The 17,776-nt window shown below is 33.7% G+C and carries 19 protein-coding genes and 1 pseudogene; 13 read left to right on the top strand and 7 right to left on the bottom strand.

What is annotated here, in order from left to right; translation table 11 throughout:
• Positions 1-21: 21 nt before the first annotated feature.
• Positions 22-483 (bottom strand): carboxymuconolactone decarboxylase family protein, encoded by a 462-nt coding sequence (locus tag J7E44_RS19225; protein WP_214832614.1) that lies wholly within the window; start codon positions 481-483, stop codon positions 22-24.
• A gap of 78 nt (positions 484-561) precedes the next feature.
• Positions 562-1,131 (bottom strand): Crp/Fnr family transcriptional regulator, encoded by a 570-nt coding sequence (locus J7E44_RS19220; protein WP_214832612.1) that lies wholly within the window; start codon positions 1,129-1,131, stop codon positions 562-564.
• A 99-nt stretch (positions 1,132-1,230) separates the two neighbouring features.
• On the opposite strand from J7E44_RS19220, the gene J7E44_RS19215 reads away from it, so the two are divergent.
• Together J7E44_RS19215 and J7E44_RS19210 are read left to right on the top strand one after the other, a co-directional pair.
• Positions 1,231-2,184: a helix-turn-helix transcriptional regulator gene (locus tag J7E44_RS19215; RefSeq protein WP_214832610.1), complete on the top strand. Its 954-nt coding sequence runs from the start codon at positions 1,231-1,233 to the stop codon at positions 2,182-2,184.
• A gap of 16 nt (positions 2,185-2,200) precedes the next feature.
• Positions 2,201-3,301 carry a linear amide C-N hydrolase gene (locus tag J7E44_RS19210; protein WP_214832608.1) on the top strand — a complete coding sequence of 367 codons (1,101 nt, stop codon included), beginning with the start codon at positions 2,201-2,203 and terminating at the stop codon, positions 3,299-3,301.
• A gap of 87 nt (positions 3,302-3,388) precedes the next feature.
• On the opposite strand, the gene J7E44_RS19205 is transcribed toward J7E44_RS19210, so the two are convergent.
• Positions 3,389-3,892, bottom strand: coding sequence for a DinB family protein (locus J7E44_RS19205; RefSeq protein WP_214832606.1), 504 nt, complete (start codon positions 3,890-3,892; stop codon positions 3,389-3,391).
• Between the two features lie 185 nt (positions 3,893-4,077).
• On the opposite strand from J7E44_RS19205, the gene J7E44_RS19200 reads away from it, so the two are divergent.
• The 5 genes from J7E44_RS19200 (at position 4,078) to J7E44_RS19180 (ending at position 8,499) form a co-directional block, all read left to right on the top strand.
• Positions 4,078-4,662, top strand: coding sequence for a hypothetical protein (locus J7E44_RS19200; protein WP_214832604.1), 585 nt, complete (start codon positions 4,078-4,080; stop codon positions 4,660-4,662).
• A gap of 121 nt (positions 4,663-4,783) precedes the next feature.
• A complete protein-coding gene (locus tag J7E44_RS19195; RefSeq protein WP_214832602.1) occupies positions 4,784-5,353 on the top strand; it encodes a cob(I)yrinic acid a,c-diamide adenosyltransferase in 570 nt (189 codons plus the stop codon).
• Positions 5,343-5,990 carry a thiamine diphosphokinase gene (locus J7E44_RS19190; protein WP_214832601.1) on the top strand — a complete coding sequence of 216 codons (648 nt, stop codon included), beginning with the start codon at positions 5,343-5,345 and terminating at the stop codon, positions 5,988-5,990. Before J7E44_RS19195 ends, J7E44_RS19190 begins: the two co-directional genes overlap by 11 nt.
• 111 nt (positions 5,991-6,101) lie before the next feature.
• Positions 6,102-6,977, top strand: coding sequence for a tyrosine-protein phosphatase (locus J7E44_RS19185; RefSeq protein WP_214832599.1), 876 nt, complete (start codon positions 6,102-6,104; stop codon positions 6,975-6,977).
• Between the two features lie 130 nt (positions 6,978-7,107).
• A complete protein-coding gene (locus tag J7E44_RS19180) occupies positions 7,108-8,499 on the top strand; it encodes a type III PLP-dependent enzyme domain-containing protein (RefSeq protein ID WP_214832597.1) in 1,392 nt (463 codons plus the stop codon).
• A gap of 73 nt (positions 8,500-8,572) precedes the next feature.
• On the opposite strand, the gene J7E44_RS19175 is transcribed toward J7E44_RS19180, so the two are convergent.
• On the bottom strand, positions 8,573-9,235 hold the full coding sequence (locus J7E44_RS19175) for an HAD family hydrolase (RefSeq protein WP_214832595.1): 663 nt from the start codon (positions 9,233-9,235) through the stop codon (positions 8,573-8,575).
• Positions 9,236-9,442: 207 nt separating this feature from the next.
• Between J7E44_RS19175 and speB the strand changes: the two genes are divergently transcribed.
• From speB to J7E44_RS19155, 4 genes are all read left to right on the top strand, one after another.
• Positions 9,443-10,297: an agmatinase gene (gene speB / locus J7E44_RS19170; protein ID WP_214832593.1), complete on the top strand. Its 855-nt coding sequence runs from the start codon at positions 9,443-9,445 to the stop codon at positions 10,295-10,297.
• Positions 10,298-10,365: 68 nt separating this feature from the next.
• Positions 10,366-11,223: a bifunctional helix-turn-helix domain-containing protein/methylated-DNA--[protein]-cysteine S-methyltransferase gene (locus J7E44_RS19165; RefSeq protein WP_214832591.1), complete on the top strand. Its 858-nt coding sequence runs from the start codon at positions 10,366-10,368 to the stop codon at positions 11,221-11,223.
• A 23-nt stretch (positions 11,224-11,246) separates the two neighbouring features.
• Positions 11,247-11,957, top strand: a complete 711-nt coding sequence (locus tag J7E44_RS19160) for a class I SAM-dependent methyltransferase (protein ID WP_214832588.1) — start codon at positions 11,247-11,249, stop codon at positions 11,955-11,957.
• Positions 11,958-11,961: 4 nt separating this feature from the next.
• On the top strand, positions 11,962-12,570 hold the full coding sequence (locus tag J7E44_RS19155) for an alpha-ketoglutarate-dependent dioxygenase AlkB family protein (protein WP_214833201.1): 609 nt from the start codon (positions 11,962-11,964) through the stop codon (positions 12,568-12,570).
• 38 nt (positions 12,571-12,608) lie between these two features.
• Here J7E44_RS19155 and J7E44_RS19150 read toward each other — a convergent pair whose 3' ends face one another.
• The 3 genes from J7E44_RS19150 to J7E44_RS19140 form a co-directional block, all read right to left on the bottom strand.
• Positions 12,609-14,468 carry a CocE/NonD family hydrolase gene (locus J7E44_RS19150; RefSeq protein ID WP_214832586.1) on the bottom strand — a complete coding sequence of 620 codons (1,860 nt, stop codon included), beginning with the start codon at positions 14,466-14,468 and terminating at the stop codon, positions 12,609-12,611.
• A gap of 170 nt (positions 14,469-14,638) precedes the next feature.
• Entirely contained in the window at positions 14,639-15,058 is a 420-nt protein-coding gene (locus J7E44_RS19145; protein WP_214832584.1) for an SH3 domain-containing protein, read from the bottom strand.
• 5 nt (positions 15,059-15,063) lie between these two features.
• A complete protein-coding gene (locus tag J7E44_RS19140; RefSeq protein WP_214832582.1) occupies positions 15,064-15,552 on the bottom strand; it encodes a BON domain-containing protein in 489 nt (162 codons plus the stop codon).
• A 202-nt stretch (positions 15,553-15,754) separates the two neighbouring features.
• Between J7E44_RS19140 and J7E44_RS19135 the strand changes: the two genes are divergently transcribed.
• Together J7E44_RS19135 and J7E44_RS24425 are read left to right on the top strand one after the other, a co-directional pair.
• Positions 15,755-17,005 carry a dicarboxylate/amino acid:cation symporter gene (locus tag J7E44_RS19135; RefSeq protein ID WP_214832581.1) on the top strand — a complete coding sequence of 417 codons (1,251 nt, stop codon included), beginning with the start codon at positions 15,755-15,757 and terminating at the stop codon, positions 17,003-17,005.
• A 15-nt stretch (positions 17,006-17,020) separates the two neighbouring features.
• A pseudogene (locus J7E44_RS24425) lies at positions 17,021-17,740 on the top strand (phytanoyl-CoA dioxygenase family protein).
• Positions 17,741-17,776: the final 36 nt, after the last annotated feature.

Genomic DNA, 17,776 nt, shown 5'->3' with positions numbered 1-17,776 from the left:
TTTTTGATGATAGAATTTGATTTATTTTTTTTCCGGAACCTGATACGTACCAACTTCCGCTCCAAAAGCTATATTTACTCTGTTATAACTGTTAATTGCAATAATAGCCATGGTAAGATCCACCATTTCGGTTTCTGAAAAATGTTGACTTACTTCTGAATATATTTCATTAGATATCTCTTTCCCATTTAGAATAGTAAGGCTTTCTGCCCATAGTAATGCTGCTTTTTCTTTTTCAGTGTAGAAAGAACATTCTCTCCATGCACTTACCAAGAAAATTCTTTGTTCGGTTTCTCCTTTTGCTCTGAGTTGTTTCGAGTGCATATCCAGGCAAAAAGCACAGCCGTTCATCTGTGAAACACGGAAGTATAAAAGCTCGAGAAAAGCATTATCAATTGATGAGTTTTCTACATGGTATCCCATCGTGTGAAGTGCATTTACAGCTTTGTTTCCCATAGCGAATGCGTTGATTCTTTGTGACATAATTTTAATTTTTATTGATTAATTATGTGACAAATGTAGATCGGTTTTATTTCAGATTTTTTTACAAATGATAAAAAATCATTTTTGCGCCCGGATTCTGCTTAACGATACCTGAGTGATTCCAATATAATCTGCAAGATCTCCCAGACTGATCCTTTGGATAAGTTCCGGCTTTTGTTTTAAAAAATTGTGATAACGCTTTTTACCATCATCTTCCAACATTTCACTTATCCTTCCCATCATATTAACAGGAGCCTTTGAATACAGTTTGCTGAAAAGTGTTTCAGCAGAATGATACTTTTTACATAGATCATCCACCACATTTTTTCGAATAGAATATACCTCAACAGGTTCCAGAGCAACAAACATATATTTTGAAGGTTTGCCTGTAAGAAATCCACTGAGTTCTGTGAAAAAAGAATTTTCAGAAAAGAATGTCATTATAAAGTCTTTATCCCCATTATCAAAGAATAATTTTACCAGTCCTTTTTCTAAAAAATAAAAATGTTTGCAGGTTTCATCAGATTTTAATAAAAAATCACCTTTTCTGTAATTTTTTAATTCTAAATTTGAAATCAGTTCATCAATGACAGCCCGTTCGGGATTAGAAATTTTTTCAATAGTCTGGATGAAATTAGTGTAACTCATTATTATTAAAGTGTGGTTCTTGAATATCTAAATATAAATAAAATTCTTGTTTTATGGTATTTAAAATTCCCGCACAAAAGTTTAGATTGATCAGATAAAATGAATGACCATTATCTCAAAAAGCTCGATAGAGTAACAGCAATTCTTACCCAATTACAATCCAAGCCCTTGGTAAGAGCTCAAGATTTAGCGGAAAAATTTGAGGTAAGCATAAGGACGATTTATAGAGATGTTAAAACGCTTGAAAATGCTGGAATTCCAATTTTAGGAGAGGCAGGAAGTGGATATTCTTTAATGGATGGCTACAAACTTCCACCCGTGATGTTTACTAAGGAAGAGGTTTTAAGTTTTATTACCGCCGAAAAACTAATGCAAAAATATTCACATCAGAGTTTGGGCTCGCACTATCAGACGGCCATGGAAAAGGTACGTTCGGTTTTGAAGAATTCAGATAAAAACTTAATTAAAAATATTGAAAAGCAGATTGATATTTTTAATTACCACGCTCCAACTATAGAAACGATCAAAAATATAATTCCTACTATTCTTGAAAGTATTGCAGAAAAAACTCAACTATCAATAGAATACAAAAGTATTGATTCAAAGGTTTCTAATAGAGTTATAGAGGCGGTTGGTGTATTTCTGGAATTTAATTACTGGTACATTATGGCTTTTTGTACTTTAAGAAAAGATTTTAGGCAATTTAGAGTTGATCGTATTCTGCAGGTTGCTAAAACCAGTAATCCTTTTTCACAAGAATATGGAGGTATAAATGATTACCGAAGAAATTCGAAAAACGAGGTAACTGTAGTGAAATTACTGGTAGAGAAGAAAATAATGAATCATCTTGCCAATTCTAAAAAATATTATGGATTAACAGAAGAGGTAGAAACTGAGGAAGGGATGTTATTGACTTTTGAAACCGAATGGATCAATGATGGTTTTCCACGCTGGCTAATTACATTTGCAGATTACGCTGTAATTTTAGAGCCTGAAATGCTCAAAGTGAGGCTTAAAAATTTGATTACAGATATTTCTGAAAAATATAAATAACTTTAAACTAAAGATTATGAAATTTTTATTTTCACGCTGCTTGCTTCTGTTGGCAGTTACATATTATACTCTGGCTTCGGCCTGTTCAGCATTTTTATTAAAAGGAAACGACTATTGTGTAGTAGGATTCAATGAAAATTGGAAAACAATGCCAGGAATGATCGTTGTAAACAAACGAGGTGTTACGAAAAGGAATATAAGTTGGGAAAACCTTACAACGAATCATTTGACCGGATCTAAAGAATGGAATTCCCAATATGGTTCTGTTACCTTTAATCTCCTTGGATATGATTTTCCTTGTTATGGCGTAAATGAAAAGGGACTTTTTTTAGTTGAGCTTTCTTTGGAGGAAACAACAAAGGTATTTAATCCGACACAACCCAACATGTTTTGGGCACAGTGGATACAATATCAACTGGATAATTATAAATCTGTCCAGGAAGTTGTAGATCATTTAAATAGTGGCCCCAATATAGACTGGTGGCCTAGTGCAGGAGGTAGCCATTTTTTTCTTAGTGATGCTAAAGGAAATACAGCAACAATCGCATTGCTGAATGGGAAATACAAAGTAATTGCAGGTAAAGATATGCCTATGCCACTTTTATGCAATAACCAGTATAAAAAAGATTTTGATAATATTCAAAGGTCTGATTTCTTAGGTGGAAAGGAAAAGTTCGACATTAATCAACAGAGCAAATGGGAAGATCGCTATAACAAAGCCTACTATATGCTGAATAATTATAAGTATGATAAAAAGCCTGTAGATTATGCCTGGAATATTCTCAATTCCGTATATGCGGGAGAATGGCAAACTGTAATTGATGTGAAAAATATGAATCTTTATTTCCGGTCAGATCTGAAAAAGGAAATTAAAACTATTGATATCACAAAGCTTGATTTCTCAAAACAGGCTTCAGTTAAATTTTTGGATATTCATACAGATAAACTTGGGAAAGTAAATGACGATTTCCAGACACTTACTTTGCAGAAAAATAATGAATATGTAGAAAAAGGTTTTCCAATTGGTTATGACAATAAAGAGTTTGGAACTTCCGACACCTTTACTAAGCTTAAAGAAAATATTGTAAGTTTCTTTAAAAATATCCTACCTGGTTAAACAAAATTACAAAAGCTTTCAGAAATATTCTGAAAGCTTTTGCGTTGGCTTAATTTAATAATTTGATGAGAAGTTTTATAAAAAGAATTAAAATCTCTCCCAGAAGAAAGGAGGTTCAATTCCTAAAGATCTTAAATAAACATATCCTTGTCCACGGTGGTGAATTTCATTATCTATGAAATAAAGAATATTTTGAAAAACCGGAAATTCATACTGACCGAATAGATTGAAAGTCTCTTGAAAACGTTGTTCAGAAATTTGATTGAAATAATGATTGATCACTTCAGTTTCTTCGTCCCATTTTTTTAGTATTTCCTCTTTAGTCTTAGGATTAAAGCCTTCTTCATTATAAGCTTCCATATTTTTTTCGTTGATTCCCTTTAAAGCTGGTCCTGCGATGCTTATTAGCTCTACTGCTAGTTTTGCAAAAGGTCTCATTCCTGCAACAGAAAATTCAAATAATTCTTTTTCAGGAAAAGCTTCGATCACTCTTCTTGTCAGATTTCTATGCCCTTGCCAATGTTCTAATAACTGTTCAGTAGTCATGAACTGTTTTGTAGCTGTAGCTGTGGTAGTTGCTGTAGTTGTCATAATATTTTTGTTTTAGTTTGTTATTGTTGATACAAAGATAAGAGCAGGTTATGACAACAGTTTGTCAGTAGGATTTTATAGATTAAAAAAAATATTTATTTTTAATTTCAAAATATCATTCAGATTTTTCCGTTTAGAAAAAAGAAGTATTGCTAAAGCGGATAATTATTTATAATTTCAAAGAAATGAAGAAGTTAATTTTAGCTGTTACAAGTGCTTTGTCGCTATTAGCTTGTAATAAAATCAGCGAAAAAATAGATCAGACTGTTCAGGAAACCACTGAAACAGTAAAACAGAAAACCCAGGCCGCTGTAGAAGAAAGAGTAAAAAAAACGGTGAACGAATCTATAAAATCGCTTACCAATTCCGAAGATGTTCAGTTTAATCAGGTCTTTCCTCATTCAGGAAAAGGATTTATATCTGCAGAAAGTGGAAAGAAGTTTGTATTTCCAAATGGAACAAAAGGCTACATTTTTAAGTATAAGGCAGATAAGGCAGACTTAATTCCGTTTTTGGAAAGTCAACCCTCTACTGATGAATCGCGTTCTGATAAAAAAGCCCGAAAAGTAGATGGGCAGAATATTGTAGATAAAATAAGTTTTATAGAAAAATTCCTTCCTGAGAATACGATTGATAAAGGCATTTTAGATGATATAAAGAATGATGAAGGTATTGAATATTATAAATTAAAACGATTTCCTAATAGCAGTACAATCATTTATAATTCTAAAAATAAGACAGTGTTGCAATATGTAGAGGTAGATAAATAATTTGAAGATGACTGGTTTTAACCAGTCATTTTTTTTATAATAATACTGGAAAGTAATAATATCCATAAAAACAGGACTTGAAAGTATTGTAGAGATAATTTTAAAAAAGTAATTTAGTACTATGAAAATTTACACGAAAACAGGAGATAAAGGACAGACTGCTCTTTATGGTGGAACGAGAGTTTCTAAAGCCAGTGCTAGAGTAGAAAGTTATGGAAATATAGATGAGCTGAACTCTTTTATTGGCATTGCAAAAAGCCATATTGAAGATGCTGAAGTTTTACAACAATTAAAAAAAATTCAGTTTGATCTGTTTACTGTAGGTTCTGAAGCAGCAACACCTACTGATAAATTGATGCTTGCTAATGGGAAATCCCGTCTTCCACTAATTATTTCGGAATCTGAAATTGAAGAATTGGAACAATGGATGGATAATTTTGAAACGAAGCTTGAACCTCTTCAATATTTTATATTACCAGGTGGAGGTAAGTCAGCTACATTTTTACATGCTGCAAGAACTATTTGCAGGAGAGCAGAACGATCTCTGGTTTTCTTAAATGAAGCAGAAGAAGTCCGTCCTGAACTTATTAAATACCTTAACCGACTTTCAGATTACCTTTTTGTTTTGGCACGTTACGTTTCGAAATTAAATAACGAACCGGAAGAATACTGGAATCCTAATGAAAGATAAAGCACTACTTTTTATTAACGGAGAACCTCCAAAATCTTTTCCAACTTTAAATGATTACGATTTAATTGCTTGTACCGATGGCGCTTTTCATTATCTGAAACAAGGAAATTTTCCTTTGGATCAATTGGATTTTATTTCTGGTGATTTTGATTCGCACACGGGATCTGATGAAAATGTGTATCAGGAAAAATTCATTCTTACTTTAGATCAGGATAAAACGGATTTTCATAAAGCTTTAGAAATTATCCTAGAAAGGGGATTTCATTCTGTAGATGTTTTAGGGGCTAGTGGTGGTGAACAGGATCATTTCTTAGGAAATCTAACGGTAGCATATGCATTTAAAGATCAATTGAATATCAAATTTTATGATGAATTCTCAGTGTATTATTTTATTTCTAAAAATTTTAAATTGAATGGAGTGAAAAATAAAATGATCTCACTTTATCCATTCCCTTCAGTAGAAAATATAACAACAAAAGGATTAAATTGGCCTTTAACAAACGGAAGCTTAAGTATTACCTCAAGAATTGGAACCCGGAATTTTGCAATTGAAGATGAAGTTTCAGTTGAATATGAATTAGGAGATCTTCTGTTTTTTGTAGGGCGTGATGGAATAAAATACCCTGAGATCTATTAAAATAATTTTTACCATCATATCCCAAAAACTTTATAAAATATAACTGTATTCAGCAGTCTCTAAAAACTTTTGTACCTTTTGTGGTCAAATCATGTTTCTAAGATCTAAATTTTGAAAAAATTATTTAAAATATCGCTTCTAATTATTATTCTACACTGTGTTTTTTCCTGTAAAACACAAAATTTTACTTCACCTGAATATGGTAAAAATGAAGGAGCAGAAAACATCGAAATAAAAAAAGTATACAATTTCAGAACACTGGAAAATATTAAAAATTCTGAAGGAAAAACGTTAAAGGAAGGTCGGTTTTATAGAAGTGGTCATCTTAATAAGCTTAAGAAAAAATCCTTTGATAGTCTTAGAATGTTAGGAATCAAGGAAGTTATTGATCTTAGAAATGAAAAAGAAATCACGTCGAAACCTGATCGGCTTCCTGAAAATCTTATTTATAAAAAATATTCTGCCTTTGAAGATCAGGGAGATCAGCTATCGCAAGCTAGAAAATTAGTTTTAAAGGGAAAAGTAAGTGCTGAAGATGCTGATAAAAGGATGATCGATTTTTATTGTGAGTACGTAACTGAAAATCCTGAGGTCATAAAAAAGATCATTACAGAAATTTTAGATGGAGATCAACCTGTTTTGTATCACTGTACGGCTGGAAAAGATAGAACGGGAATTATTACGGCTTTAATTCTTACGATATTAAAGTTTGACAAAGCAACCATTTATAACGATTATCTATTATCTAATAATTTCAGGAAGGAGATGATCATAAAGAGACTTCGACTTGCAAACAATCTGCACTTTTTATATCCAAAAATGGATTTAAAAGTATTGGAAAAATTGAGCTGGGTCGAAAAAGATTATCTGGATGCAGCATTTAATGAAATTGATAATAAATATGGCTCAATAGATGTTTATATTCATAAGGTGTTGGGTATTTCTGAGGATAAAAGAGAATCTTATCTTAAGAAGTTTACGTATTAATAAATCTTAAAAATGTAATTATTGTTTTAGATGCAGGTCTTTAGGGGAACTGACGAAAATTATAATAATTTTAACACCAAAAAATCAAACTTTTTTAGCAATTTTGCATTCTTAATTCACTTGTTAAAAAATGAAAATAAAATACTCGGAACTTATTGATCAGACATTATATTTTCCAACGGAAGAATTTAATGTTTCTGAGAACAATTTGTTGTTTCACGATATTCCTTTAATGGAAGTTGTTGAAAAGTTTGGAACACCTTTAAAGGTTAGTTACCTCCCGAAGATTTCTCAAAATATTCAAAAAGCAAAAGGCTGGTTCAAAGAGGCTTTTGAGAAAATCGAATATAAGAAAAATTACCGATACTGTTATTGTACGAAATCCAGTCATTTTAATTTTGTTATTGAAGAAGCGCTGAAGAATGATATTTCAATTGAAACGTCTTCGGCTTATGATATGGACATTGTAAGATCTCTTTACAAAAAAGGAAAAGTAGATAAGAGTATCGAAGTGATCTGTAACGGATTCAAAACAGATGATTATCTGGCGAAGATCTCCGATATGATCAACAGTGGTTTTGAAAATATTACACCTATTCTTGATAATTACAGAGAGCTTGATAAGCTTACAGAAAGTATTGACAGTACTTTTGATATTGGAATCAGAATAGCCTCGGAAGAAGAACCTAAATTCGAATTTTATACCTCAAGATTAGGTATTGGATATAAAGATATTATTCCATATTACAGTCAGAAAATTGCTGAACATCCAAATGCTAGATTGAAGATGCTTCACTTCTTCATTAATACGGGGATTAAAGACACTGCTTATTATTGGAACGAATTATATAAATGTCTTCGCGTTTATGCACGTTTGAAAAAAATTGCTCCAGAAGTTGATTCATTGAACATTGGTGGTGGTTTTCCAATTAAAACTTCTTTAAACTTCGATTATGACTATCAGTATATGGTTGAAGAAATCGTTTCGCAGATCAAAAAATTCTGTGAAGAAGAAGGAGTAGAGGAACCGAATATCTATACTGAATTTGGAAGTTTCACAGTTGGAGAAAGTGGTGCTAACCTGTATAAGATTATTTCTCAAAAACGTCAGAATGACAGAGAGAAGTGGAATATGATCGATTCATCATTTATGACCACACTTCCTGATACGTGGGCGATTTCAAGACACTTCATTATGCTTCCGTTAAATCGTTGGGAAGATACTTATGAAAGAGTTTTCCTAGGTGGTCTAACATGTGATTCAGATGATTATTATAATTCTGAACAGCATACCAATGCAATCTATTTGCCTGTTTTTAGTGATACAAAACCACTGTATATCGGTTTCTTCCATACAGGAGCTTATCAGGAAACAATTGGTGGCTATGGTGGGGTACATCACTGTTTAATGCCTCAGCCAAGACATATCCTGGTCCAGAAAGACGAAAACGGGGAGTTTCAATATGAGATATTCCGTGAAAGACAGGAACCTGAAGATGTTCTTAAACTTCTGGGTTACTAGCATAAAAAATAATTAGTCCATTTTTTTAATGACTAACCAATATAAAAAAGGGTTCTCAGCTGAGAACCCTTTTTTACTCAAAATAATTTGAAATCTTATCTAATTCCAATTCAGTATAATCTGAAACGATAATATTAGCTAAAGTATAATCTTGATTAAGGGAATGTTCGCTTTTATAGGCTGCGCAAAAAATATTGGCATTGTGGGCTGCTAAAATTCCATTTGTAGAATCTTCAATTACCATACAGTTTTCAATAGGTTCACTGGCCATTTCTGCTGCCAGAAGAAAAACTTCAGGATGAGGTTTTGATTCTTTTAATTCAGCACCACTTATTTTTCCATTGAAATATTTTTCAAGTTCAAATTTATCAAAAACCATATTTATAGTGATCATACTTGCAGATGATGCAACGATTAATTTGATTCCGTTTTCATAATAATGCTCAATTAATTTTCGTACTCCAGAGATCAAATCGAAATCTGCATCATTGTAGAAATAATCTTTAAAATAATCCCTTTTGATGTTGCTAAGTTCTTGATAGGTATAATTAAGTCCATAAGTTTGAATTAATATTTCACAAACTTTTTTGGTAGAATATCCGGTAAATGAAGTGTATAGGTCTTCTGATACTTCAATTTTCAGATCGTTAAACATTTTGAAATAAGCTTTTCTGTGCAATGGTTCTGTGTCTACTATAACCCCATCCATATCGAAAAGCACAGCTTTTAAGGACATATTTTGTTTTTTGCAAAAATAAGGTTTAATATTTAAATAATGAAGGAAGGAGGAAGTTAGGAGTTAGATTTAAGTTTTAGCTCTTGTCTATTTGTATCTTAATCTTCTTTCAAAAAATTCAGGGACCTTGCTTCCGACTTCCAACTTCTTTGTATCTTTGTTGCTCAGTATTTCAAATTTTAAATCATTTAATTTTTAAATAAAAACATGAAAACATACGCGGGAATTCCTGAAGAAAATGCATCATTAGAAAACTCAAAAGTAATGTTGGTAACAGTTCCTTATGATGGAACCTCAACGTGGGGAAAGGGAGCAGATAAAGGTCCTGAATTATTCCTTGACGCTTCTGAAAATATGGAGCTTTATGACATTGAGACAGGAACTGAACCTTATTTGGAAGGTGTTTATCTAGGTGGAGAAATTTCTGAAAATTCTACACCGGAGGCGATGACAGAAGCTGTTTATCAAAAAACAAAAGAACTGTTACAGAACGATGGTAAATTGTTTACACTTTTTGGTGGTGAGCATTCTGTTTCTATTGGTTCTATCCGTGCTGTAGGTGAAAAATATGAGAACTTAACAGTCTTACAATTAGATGCCCATACAGATTTACGCCCTGAGTTCCATGGTTCTACCTCCAATCATGCTTGTGCCGTTTTTGAAGCCAATCAGAAGCACAATCTGGTTCAGGTGGGAATCCGTTCAATGGATGTTGAAGAGTACCAATATTTGCCTGAAGGAAGAGTGTTTTTTGCTCATGAGATTGCAGTAAATGAAAACTGGATCAATGATGTATTGGAGAAGGTTTCTGGTAATGTTTATATTACGATAGATTTAGACGCTTTTGATCCTTCCATTTGTCCTTCTACGGGAACTCCGGAGCCTGGCGGTTTACAATGGTATCCGACATTAGAATTATTAAGAATGGTATTTGAAAAATGTAATGTAGTTGCTTTTGATATTGTAGAATTAATGGATTCTCCAATGGCTAAGCCTAGTGCTTTCCTGGCAGCTAAATTATACTATAAAATGTTAGCTTATTATCACATTAGCAAAGGCTAAAATTCCACAAGAATCGGATTTTTTCTGCGGAATTTTCTTTGGAAATTTGTGAGATAAAATACAAAGATATGTCTACACAAAGTCAAATAGATTATAACCGAATTGCGAAAGCGATAGCGTATATCCAAAGTAATTTTAAACTTCAGCCAAGCTTGGATGAGGTAGCAGAAAAGATACATCTGAGCCCCACTCATTTTCAGAAAATATTTACTGATTGGGCTGGGACAAGTCCGAAGAAATTCTTACAATTCATTAGTCTGGAACATGCAAAAAGTCTATTGAAAGAAGAAAAACTCAGCATATTTGATGCAGCTTATGAAACGGGATTTTCCAGTACCAGCAGGCTTCATGACCTGTTTGTAAACATAGAAGGAATGTCTCCTGCAGAATATAAAAATGGTGGAAAAAACCTTGTGATCAACTATAGCTTTTCCGAAAGTCCTTTTGGAAATGTTATCGTAGCTTCCACTGAAAAGGGAATCTGCCATTTGGCTTTTGAAAACGATAAAGAAACGGCATTAGGAAACTTGAAAACTCAGTTTCCTAATGCTTCTTTTTTTGAAAAACATGATGAGCTTCAAAAAAATGCTCTTTCAATTTTTGATAAAGATTGGAACAGATTAAACACTATAAAACTGCATCTTAAAGGCACCGACTTTCAGCTTAAGGTCTGGGAAGGGCTTCTCTCTATTCCAATGGGTAAATTATCAACGTATGGTAATCTGGCCGAAAAGATAGGGAATGCTAAAGCTTCGAGAGCAGTAGGTACGGCAATAGGAAGTAATCCCGTTGCTTTTCTTATTCCTTGTCACCGTGTGATCCAATCTTCAGGAAATATGGGAGGCTACCGTTGGGGAAGTGATCGAAAACAGATGATTATCGGTTGGGAAGGTTCACATACTTCGAATATGGCTAATTCAATCTAGAAAGCATAATATAAAATAAAAGCATGATTAAAAATAAGATCATATCTGCTTATGAAGGGATCGCTGAGAAATACAATGAGCTGATTGATCATAAGCCGCATAATGCATATTATGACAGGCCTAATACACTGGAGTTAATTCAGGATGCCAAAGGGAAGATTATCCTTGATGCAGCCTGTGGTCCGGGAAAATATGCTGAAATATTATTGTCTGAAGGTGCTATAGTAAAAGGTTTTGATATCAGTTTAAAAATGGTGGAACTTGCACAAATAAGAAATAATAACAAAGAAGATTTTTTTGTTCATGATTTGTCTTCACCCTTCGAAATGTTTAATGATGAAAGCTTTGATACTGTTATTTGTACATTAGCCCTTCATTATGTAGAAGATTGGAACCTTACGATTAAAGAATTCTACAGGGTATTGAAACCTGGCGGAAGTCTTGTTATATCGATTGAGCATCCTTTTTTTGAATACAATTACTTCAAATCAGAGAAGTATTTTGAAATTGAGCATGTGAATTGTACATGGAACGGATTTGGCGATCCCATTGAAATCAACAGTTTCAGACGACCGCTTAGCGAATGTATAACTCCTTTAACTGATAATGGATTCTATATTGATAAACTAATCGAACCTAAACCAACAAAAGAGTTTGAAAAACTTGATCCAAAACATTATAAGGAGCTTAATGAGTTTCCTGCCTTTATGTGTATCCGTGCAATAAAAAAATAAAATGATGAGTTTATTTGAAGAAATATCAGATTTTCCAATTAATATCCTTCCCAATGATGGAGTAGTCAATTATTATGGCACCGTTTTCTCTAAAGAAAAGTCGGATTTTTACTATGATTATTTATTTAATCAGATTCCATGGGAAAATGATCAGGCAGTGATATTCGGTAAGTTGATTTTAACTAAAAGAAAGGTTGCATGGTTCGGGGAAAGGGCTTTTGAATATACGTATTCCAACAGAACGAAATATGCAATACCATGGACTCCTGAATTATTAGAATTAAAGCTAAGATGCGAGGAAGTTTCAGGGGAAACCTATAATTCCTGTCTGCTGAATTTGTACCATGATGGAAGTGAGGGAATGGCTTATCACAGTGATGGTGAAAAAGATTTGAAAAAACATGGTGCAATTGCTTCTGTAACATTTGGAGCAGAAAGAAAATTTTTATTTAAACATAAGGAAACCAAAGAGAAAGTAGAAATCTTCTTAGAAAATGGCAGCTTATTGGTGATGAAAGGAGCGACACAGGACAACTGGCTCCACAGACTTCCGCCTACTACGAAGGTGAAAACTCCCAGGGTTAATTTAACGTTTAGAACGATTGAAGAATGAAAAAGGTGGCTGAGATTCTCGAAGCCACCTTTTTTTATTTATTTTATAACCTCAGCTTCAATAGCGCTGTCATTGTAAATTTTAATAAAAGCCTTTGTATAATCTTCCTTAGTCGCCATATTCGGATTATCCATAAATTTCTGTGGATTTACAGAAAAGAGCGGGAACCAAGTGCTGCTGATCTGGATCTGGATCTTATGTCCTTTTTTAAAGGTATGAACAACATCCTGTAACCTAAAGTTAACGGCTGTTTTCTGATTTGGTACCAAAGCCTCTGCTTTTTCTCTTGAATTTCTAAACCTTGCAGGCATAATCTCACTTCTTACCATTTGATGATAATTACCGTAAATAACACCATCTTTCTTCTCTGTTGGCTTAAAATCTTCCGGGTATATATCAATTACTTTTACAGCAAAGTCAGCATCTGTAGAAGTGGATGCAATGTTTAATTTAGCCATAATTTCACCGGCAAATGTCATATCTTCTGATAAAGCATCTGTTGTAAAGGTAATAACATCTGGTCTTCCTTCTGCAAACCTTTGATCTTCCGACATATAATTTCTGGGAGTAAAGCCATTAAAATCTTTCAGACTTGAAGAACTTAATACCGGGTTATTTGGATCACTGTAATATTCTGAAAATCCTTGATCTGAAACATTTTTCAGAGTTCCGTTAGTAAGATAAAAATTAATCTTTTTAGCCTCTTTTGGAGGATAGGTTGCAAACTCTTTCCATTGCTTTGCTCCGGTATCATACATCATTGCTTCTGGAAGACCTGCATCCTGTTTTGTATTTCCTTTTAGATAATGATTAAAAAACTTGGTTTCAATATTTTTCTGATAATAGGTTGCAATACTGTCTCCAAAATAGATCTCATTGTGGAAGTGTTTACCCATTTCCTGAGACCATCCACCATGAGAGAAAGGTCCCATCACAATAGTATTTTTTGCTTTTGGGCTTGTTTTTTCAATCGTTTTGTAAATGTTAAGCGGTCCGGATAAGTCTTCCGCATCAAACCATCCACCAACGGTCATTACAGCATGGTTTACATTTTTAAGATGAGGAAGTAGGCTTCTTTTCTGCCAGTATTCATCATAGTTAGGATGATTCATTATTTCGGTCATAAAGAAGTTGTCTTTGTAATACTTATCGTAACCGTCTTTTAAAGTTCCCATATCTCTGTAGAATTTTAAACCGTCTTCAGAAGTAGGCTTGATAAAAGTATCCATGTACCAGGCCTGCTTTTCAGCTTTGGTCTTCTGAACTCCAAAAACCGGGAATGTTCTGAAATAACCCAGCATAAATCTTCCGTTGTGAAGGAAATCATCATTCCAGAAATCTGAAATTGGTGCCTGAGGAGATGAAGCTACCAAGGCAGGGTGATCAGCCAGAATTCCTACAGCCGTATAAAAACCAGGATAAGAAGTTCCGAATTGTCCTACCTTTCCATTATTATTTTTTACATTTTTCAATAACCATTCTATAGTATCATAGGTATCTGTACTTTCATCTACATCTTTTTTAGTTTTTCTTTCTACCTGAGGGGTCATATTGGTAAAAGTACCTTCACTCATGTATCTTCCACGCACATCCTGATATACAAAGATATATTTGTCCTGCATCAGATATTGATTAGGACCCACTTTGGCCTTGTATTCATTCTCTCCATAAGGAGCAATACTATAGCAGGTTCTCTGCATTAAGAATGGATATTTATTTTTGTTTGTGATATCTTTTGGGGTATATACTGCTGTGAAAAGCTTAATACCATCACGCATAGGGATATAAAATTCCTGTTTTGTAAAATTGTCTTTTACAAAATTGTCCTTTTGGTTGGTATTTTGTGCGTTTCCAAGGATGAAAAAGAAAATAAATAAAATGGAAATATGGATTTTCATAAATAAAATTTGTCGCTAATTTAAAAATAAAAACGCTTTGACCATGATAAATATTGCTTTATCACTGTTAAATCACAAGAAATGATCAGAGTTACACAGGCTATTTTAGATTTGTAAACAAAAAAAATCCCCGAAATAAATTTCAGGGATTCAGTATTTATTATAATGAATTAAGCTTTCAAGTATCTTGAATAAGCATATCCTTCCTGTCCATCAGCAGTTTTTACTTTCCACCAATCATCAGAAGTTTGTTCAATTAAAGTTACCGAAGAACCTTTTGATGCTTTTCCTACAACAGCAGCTTCAGTAGAAGGCTCCTGTCTGATGTTAAGGTTTGAATCCTCAGTAGCAACTGTAAGTGCTGCTCCAGAAGCAAGACCTGCAACCTGTACGTCAACATTGATGTCTGAAGCAGAATAAGTAGAATCAATAGTTCCTAAAGCATTCCATACTGCATCTTTTGCTGCTGTATTAGAAGCTGCTCCTGAAATATATAAAATTCCATCCTGTTCCTGAACCTGAAGATTTGAAATTCCTGCAGACTGAGCTGCTGAAATAACCCCTGAATATTTATCTTGTAATGTACTCATTTTAATTATTTTACAGTGTAATTATAGTTTACTTTTCCAGCCTTTAAAGCATCTACAGACTGCTTGATTTTTCTAGCTTGCTCTTTAGAAACATTTCCTGTAAGTGTTAATTCACCATTTACCACTTCTACTTTTACAGAAGGGAAATCTTTAACAGCATCCTGAACTTTTTTCTGAACAGCCGGATCTACAGCTGAAGTTGTTGCTATAGGAGCAGCAGTAGCTTCAGGAGCAATAGTAGACATATCCATAACATCTTTTACTCCATTTACTGCTTTAAGTTGTTTGATCATAGCATCTTTAGAAGCCTGATCCGGGAACGTTCCGCTTAAGTGTGCTACACCTTCTTTTACTTCAACAGAAGCGCTAGGGTTCGACGTTACAATTGTTGTAGCTTGTGTCTGAAGATCTGCATCAGAAACTTTCTTTTTACAAGAAATAGCTCCGAAAGATACTGCCAGAGCAAGGGCAGCCATTGCGATTGTTTTTTTCATAGTTGTATATTTAAATGTAATGTATTGATACTATAAATGTAATAATAAAATTTATACCAAATGATTAAAAATTAGCTAAATGTTTCTTAATTTTTTTACAATGTTTTTAAAATCAGCGTTTTAATTTTGCCTATGTTCCAATTTAATAAGTAGTACTGAACAATTTAAAAACTATTATATTTGCGAAAGTTGAACTATTTATATGAAAGGACAAAATAAGCTGTTTATAGCAATTATTATTGCACTTATCTTGGGTGTAGGAATTGGAGGGGTTATTCATGTGCAGTACCCGGAGAGTGCAGAACCTTTTTCTAAAAATATCAAATTATTAGGAACTATTTTTATCAGACTTGTTCAGATGATTATTGCTCCGTTGGTATTTACAACGCTAGTGGTTGGTATTGCTAAAATGAGCGATATCAAAATGATCGGAAGAGTAGGAACAAAGGCTATGCTATGGTTTATTTCCGCATCTCTGATGTCTCTTTTTATTGGATTGATACTTGTAAACTGGCTAGAACCCGGACATGTGACCAAGCTGCCTATTCAGGATGCGGCTTCAGCCGAAGAACTCTTGAAAAGCAGTAAAGGATTTTCTCTTGAGGATTTTGTAAAACATGTTATTCCAAAAAGTATATTTGAAGCTTTTGCAACCAATGAGGTTCTTCAGATCGTTGTATTTTCAATTATGTTTGGGGTTGCATTAGCTAACTTGGGTGAAGAGTATGCACAGCCGGTTATTAAGTTATTTGATATTGTTGCTCATGCTATTCTTAAAATGGTAGGGTACATCATGTGGTTTGCTCCGTTTGGAGTACTCGGCGCAATTGCTGCAGTAGTCGCTATGAATGGCTTTGAGATATTTAAAGTATATGCAGTCTACCTGAGAGACTTTTTCTTTGCACTAGCAGTTCTTTGGCTGGTTCTTTTATTGGCTGGTTACCTTATTTTAGGAAACCGTCTTTTTGAATTACTGAGAAGAATTAAAGCACCTTTACTAATCGCTTTTTCTACTACAAGTTCCGAAGCTGTATTCCCAAAATTAGTTGAAGAGTTGGAAAGATTTGGATGCAACAGCAGAGTGGTATCTTTTATTTTACCTCTAGGATATTCATTCAATCTTGATGGAAGTATGATGTATATGACATTTGCTTCGATCTTTATTGCTCAGATTTATGGGATAGAAATGACATTGGGACAACAGATCACAATGCTTTTGGTTCTTATGCTTACATCAAAAGGAATTGCCGGGGTACCTAGGGCTTCGTTGGTCATTATTGTAGCTACCTGTTCTATGTTCGGAATTCCACCGGAAGGAATTGCCTTGATTTTACCTATCGATCACTTCTGTGATATGGGAAGAAGTATGACTAATGTTTTAGGAAATGCTTTGGCGACATCTGCAGTATCAAAATGGGAAGGGCAGCTGGAAAATCCCGGCGTAGAGTCGTAATAAGCGTAGGCTTTAATGAGAGGATATGATTTGAAGGCTTCTAAGAGTGAGGTTGTAGAAAATGGCTTTGCTGTTATCAATAACATTTTTTCTGATAAAGAAATTGAAGGTATAGTTAATGTTATTCAGGATACGGATACGTCAAAAAATACGTTCAGAAAATCTAAAGACCTGTTTGCTATAAGACAGTTCTTAAAAGAAATTCCTGAAGTTACAAAACTTGTTTTCACGGATCGGCTTAAAGACATAATAAAAGAAGTTTTCGGAGATAAATATTTTGCAGTAAAAAGTATTTATTTTGATAAACCGGAGAAATCCAATTGGTATGTGGCTTATCATCAGGATCTGACTATTTCAGTGGATAAAAAACTCAATTTACCTAACTTTGGACCCTGGACGACTAAGTAAAATCAGTTTGCTGTTCAGCCACCCTTGGATATACTTGAAAATATATATACCATAAGAATTCATTTGGACGATACAGATGAGCATAATGGTGCTTTAAAAGTTGTTCCGAAATCCCACGCCAAAGGAATTTACAGACCAGAAACAATAAATTGGGGAATAGAGACTGAAGAGAATTGTAAAGTGAAAAAAGGTGGTATAATGATTATGAAACCTTTGCTTCTTCACGGCTCAAACAGAACAACCAATTCTAAAAAAAGAAGAGTAATTCATATTGAGTTCTCGGATAAGGAACTGCCGGAAGAACTTCAATGGTCAGAAAGAATATAGTTATAGCCATTGATTCTATCTGAGCTTCGGCCTCAG

This window comes from Chryseobacterium sp. ISL-6 (genome assembly GCF_018613715.1).
Lineage (GTDB): Bacteria > Bacteroidota > Bacteroidia > Flavobacteriales > Weeksellaceae > Chryseobacterium > Chryseobacterium paludis.
This window is presented reverse-complemented; position numbering and strand designations above follow the sequence as displayed.

What these genes read in the sequence shown, in the direction of transcription:
- J7E44_RS19225 (WP_214832614.1), bottom strand. Translation starts at nt 483, where the DNA reads ATGTCACAAAGAATCAACGCATTCGCTATGGGAAACAAAGCTGTAAAT.
- J7E44_RS19220 (WP_214832612.1), bottom strand. Translation starts at nt 1,131, where the DNA reads ATGAGTTACACTAATTTCATCCAGACTATTGAAAAAATTTCTAATCCC.
- J7E44_RS19215 (WP_214832610.1), top strand. Translation starts at nt 1,231, where the DNA reads ATGAATGACCATTATCTCAAAAAGCTCGATAGAGTAACAGCAATTCTT.
- J7E44_RS19210 (WP_214832608.1), top strand. Translation starts at nt 2,201, where the DNA reads ATGAAATTTTTATTTTCACGCTGCTTGCTTCTGTTGGCAGTTACATAT.
- J7E44_RS19205 (WP_214832606.1), bottom strand. Translation starts at nt 3,892, where the DNA reads ATGACAACTACAGCAACTACCACAGCTACAGCTACAAAACAGTTCATG.
- J7E44_RS19200 (WP_214832604.1), top strand. Translation starts at nt 4,078, where the DNA reads ATGAAGAAGTTAATTTTAGCTGTTACAAGTGCTTTGTCGCTATTAGCT.
- J7E44_RS19195 (WP_214832602.1), top strand. Translation starts at nt 4,784, where the DNA reads ATGAAAATTTACACGAAAACAGGAGATAAAGGACAGACTGCTCTTTAT.
- J7E44_RS19190 (WP_214832601.1), top strand. Translation starts at nt 5,343, where the DNA reads ATGAAAGATAAAGCACTACTTTTTATTAACGGAGAACCTCCAAAATCT.
- J7E44_RS19180 (WP_214832597.1), top strand. Translation starts at nt 7,108, where the DNA reads ATGAAAATAAAATACTCGGAACTTATTGATCAGACATTATATTTTCCA.
- J7E44_RS19175 (WP_214832595.1), bottom strand. Translation starts at nt 9,235, where the DNA reads ATGTCCTTAAAAGCTGTGCTTTTCGATATGGATGGGGTTATAGTAGAC.
- speB (WP_214832593.1), top strand. Translation starts at nt 9,443, where the DNA reads ATGAAAACATACGCGGGAATTCCTGAAGAAAATGCATCATTAGAAAAC.
- J7E44_RS19165 (WP_214832591.1), top strand. Translation starts at nt 10,366, where the DNA reads ATGTCTACACAAAGTCAAATAGATTATAACCGAATTGCGAAAGCGATA.
- J7E44_RS19160 (WP_214832588.1), top strand. Translation starts at nt 11,247, where the DNA reads ATGATTAAAAATAAGATCATATCTGCTTATGAAGGGATCGCTGAGAAA.
- J7E44_RS19155 (WP_214833201.1), top strand. Translation starts at nt 11,962, where the DNA reads ATGAGTTTATTTGAAGAAATATCAGATTTTCCAATTAATATCCTTCCC.
- J7E44_RS19150 (WP_214832586.1), bottom strand. Translation starts at nt 14,468, where the DNA reads ATGAAAATCCATATTTCCATTTTATTTATTTTCTTTTTCATCCTTGGA.
- J7E44_RS19145 (WP_214832584.1), bottom strand. Translation starts at nt 15,058, where the DNA reads ATGAGTACATTACAAGATAAATATTCAGGGGTTATTTCAGCAGCTCAG.
- J7E44_RS19140 (WP_214832582.1), bottom strand. Translation starts at nt 15,552, where the DNA reads ATGAAAAAAACAATCGCAATGGCTGCCCTTGCTCTGGCAGTATCTTTC.
- J7E44_RS19135 (WP_214832581.1), top strand. Translation starts at nt 15,755, where the DNA reads ATGAAAGGACAAAATAAGCTGTTTATAGCAATTATTATTGCACTTATC.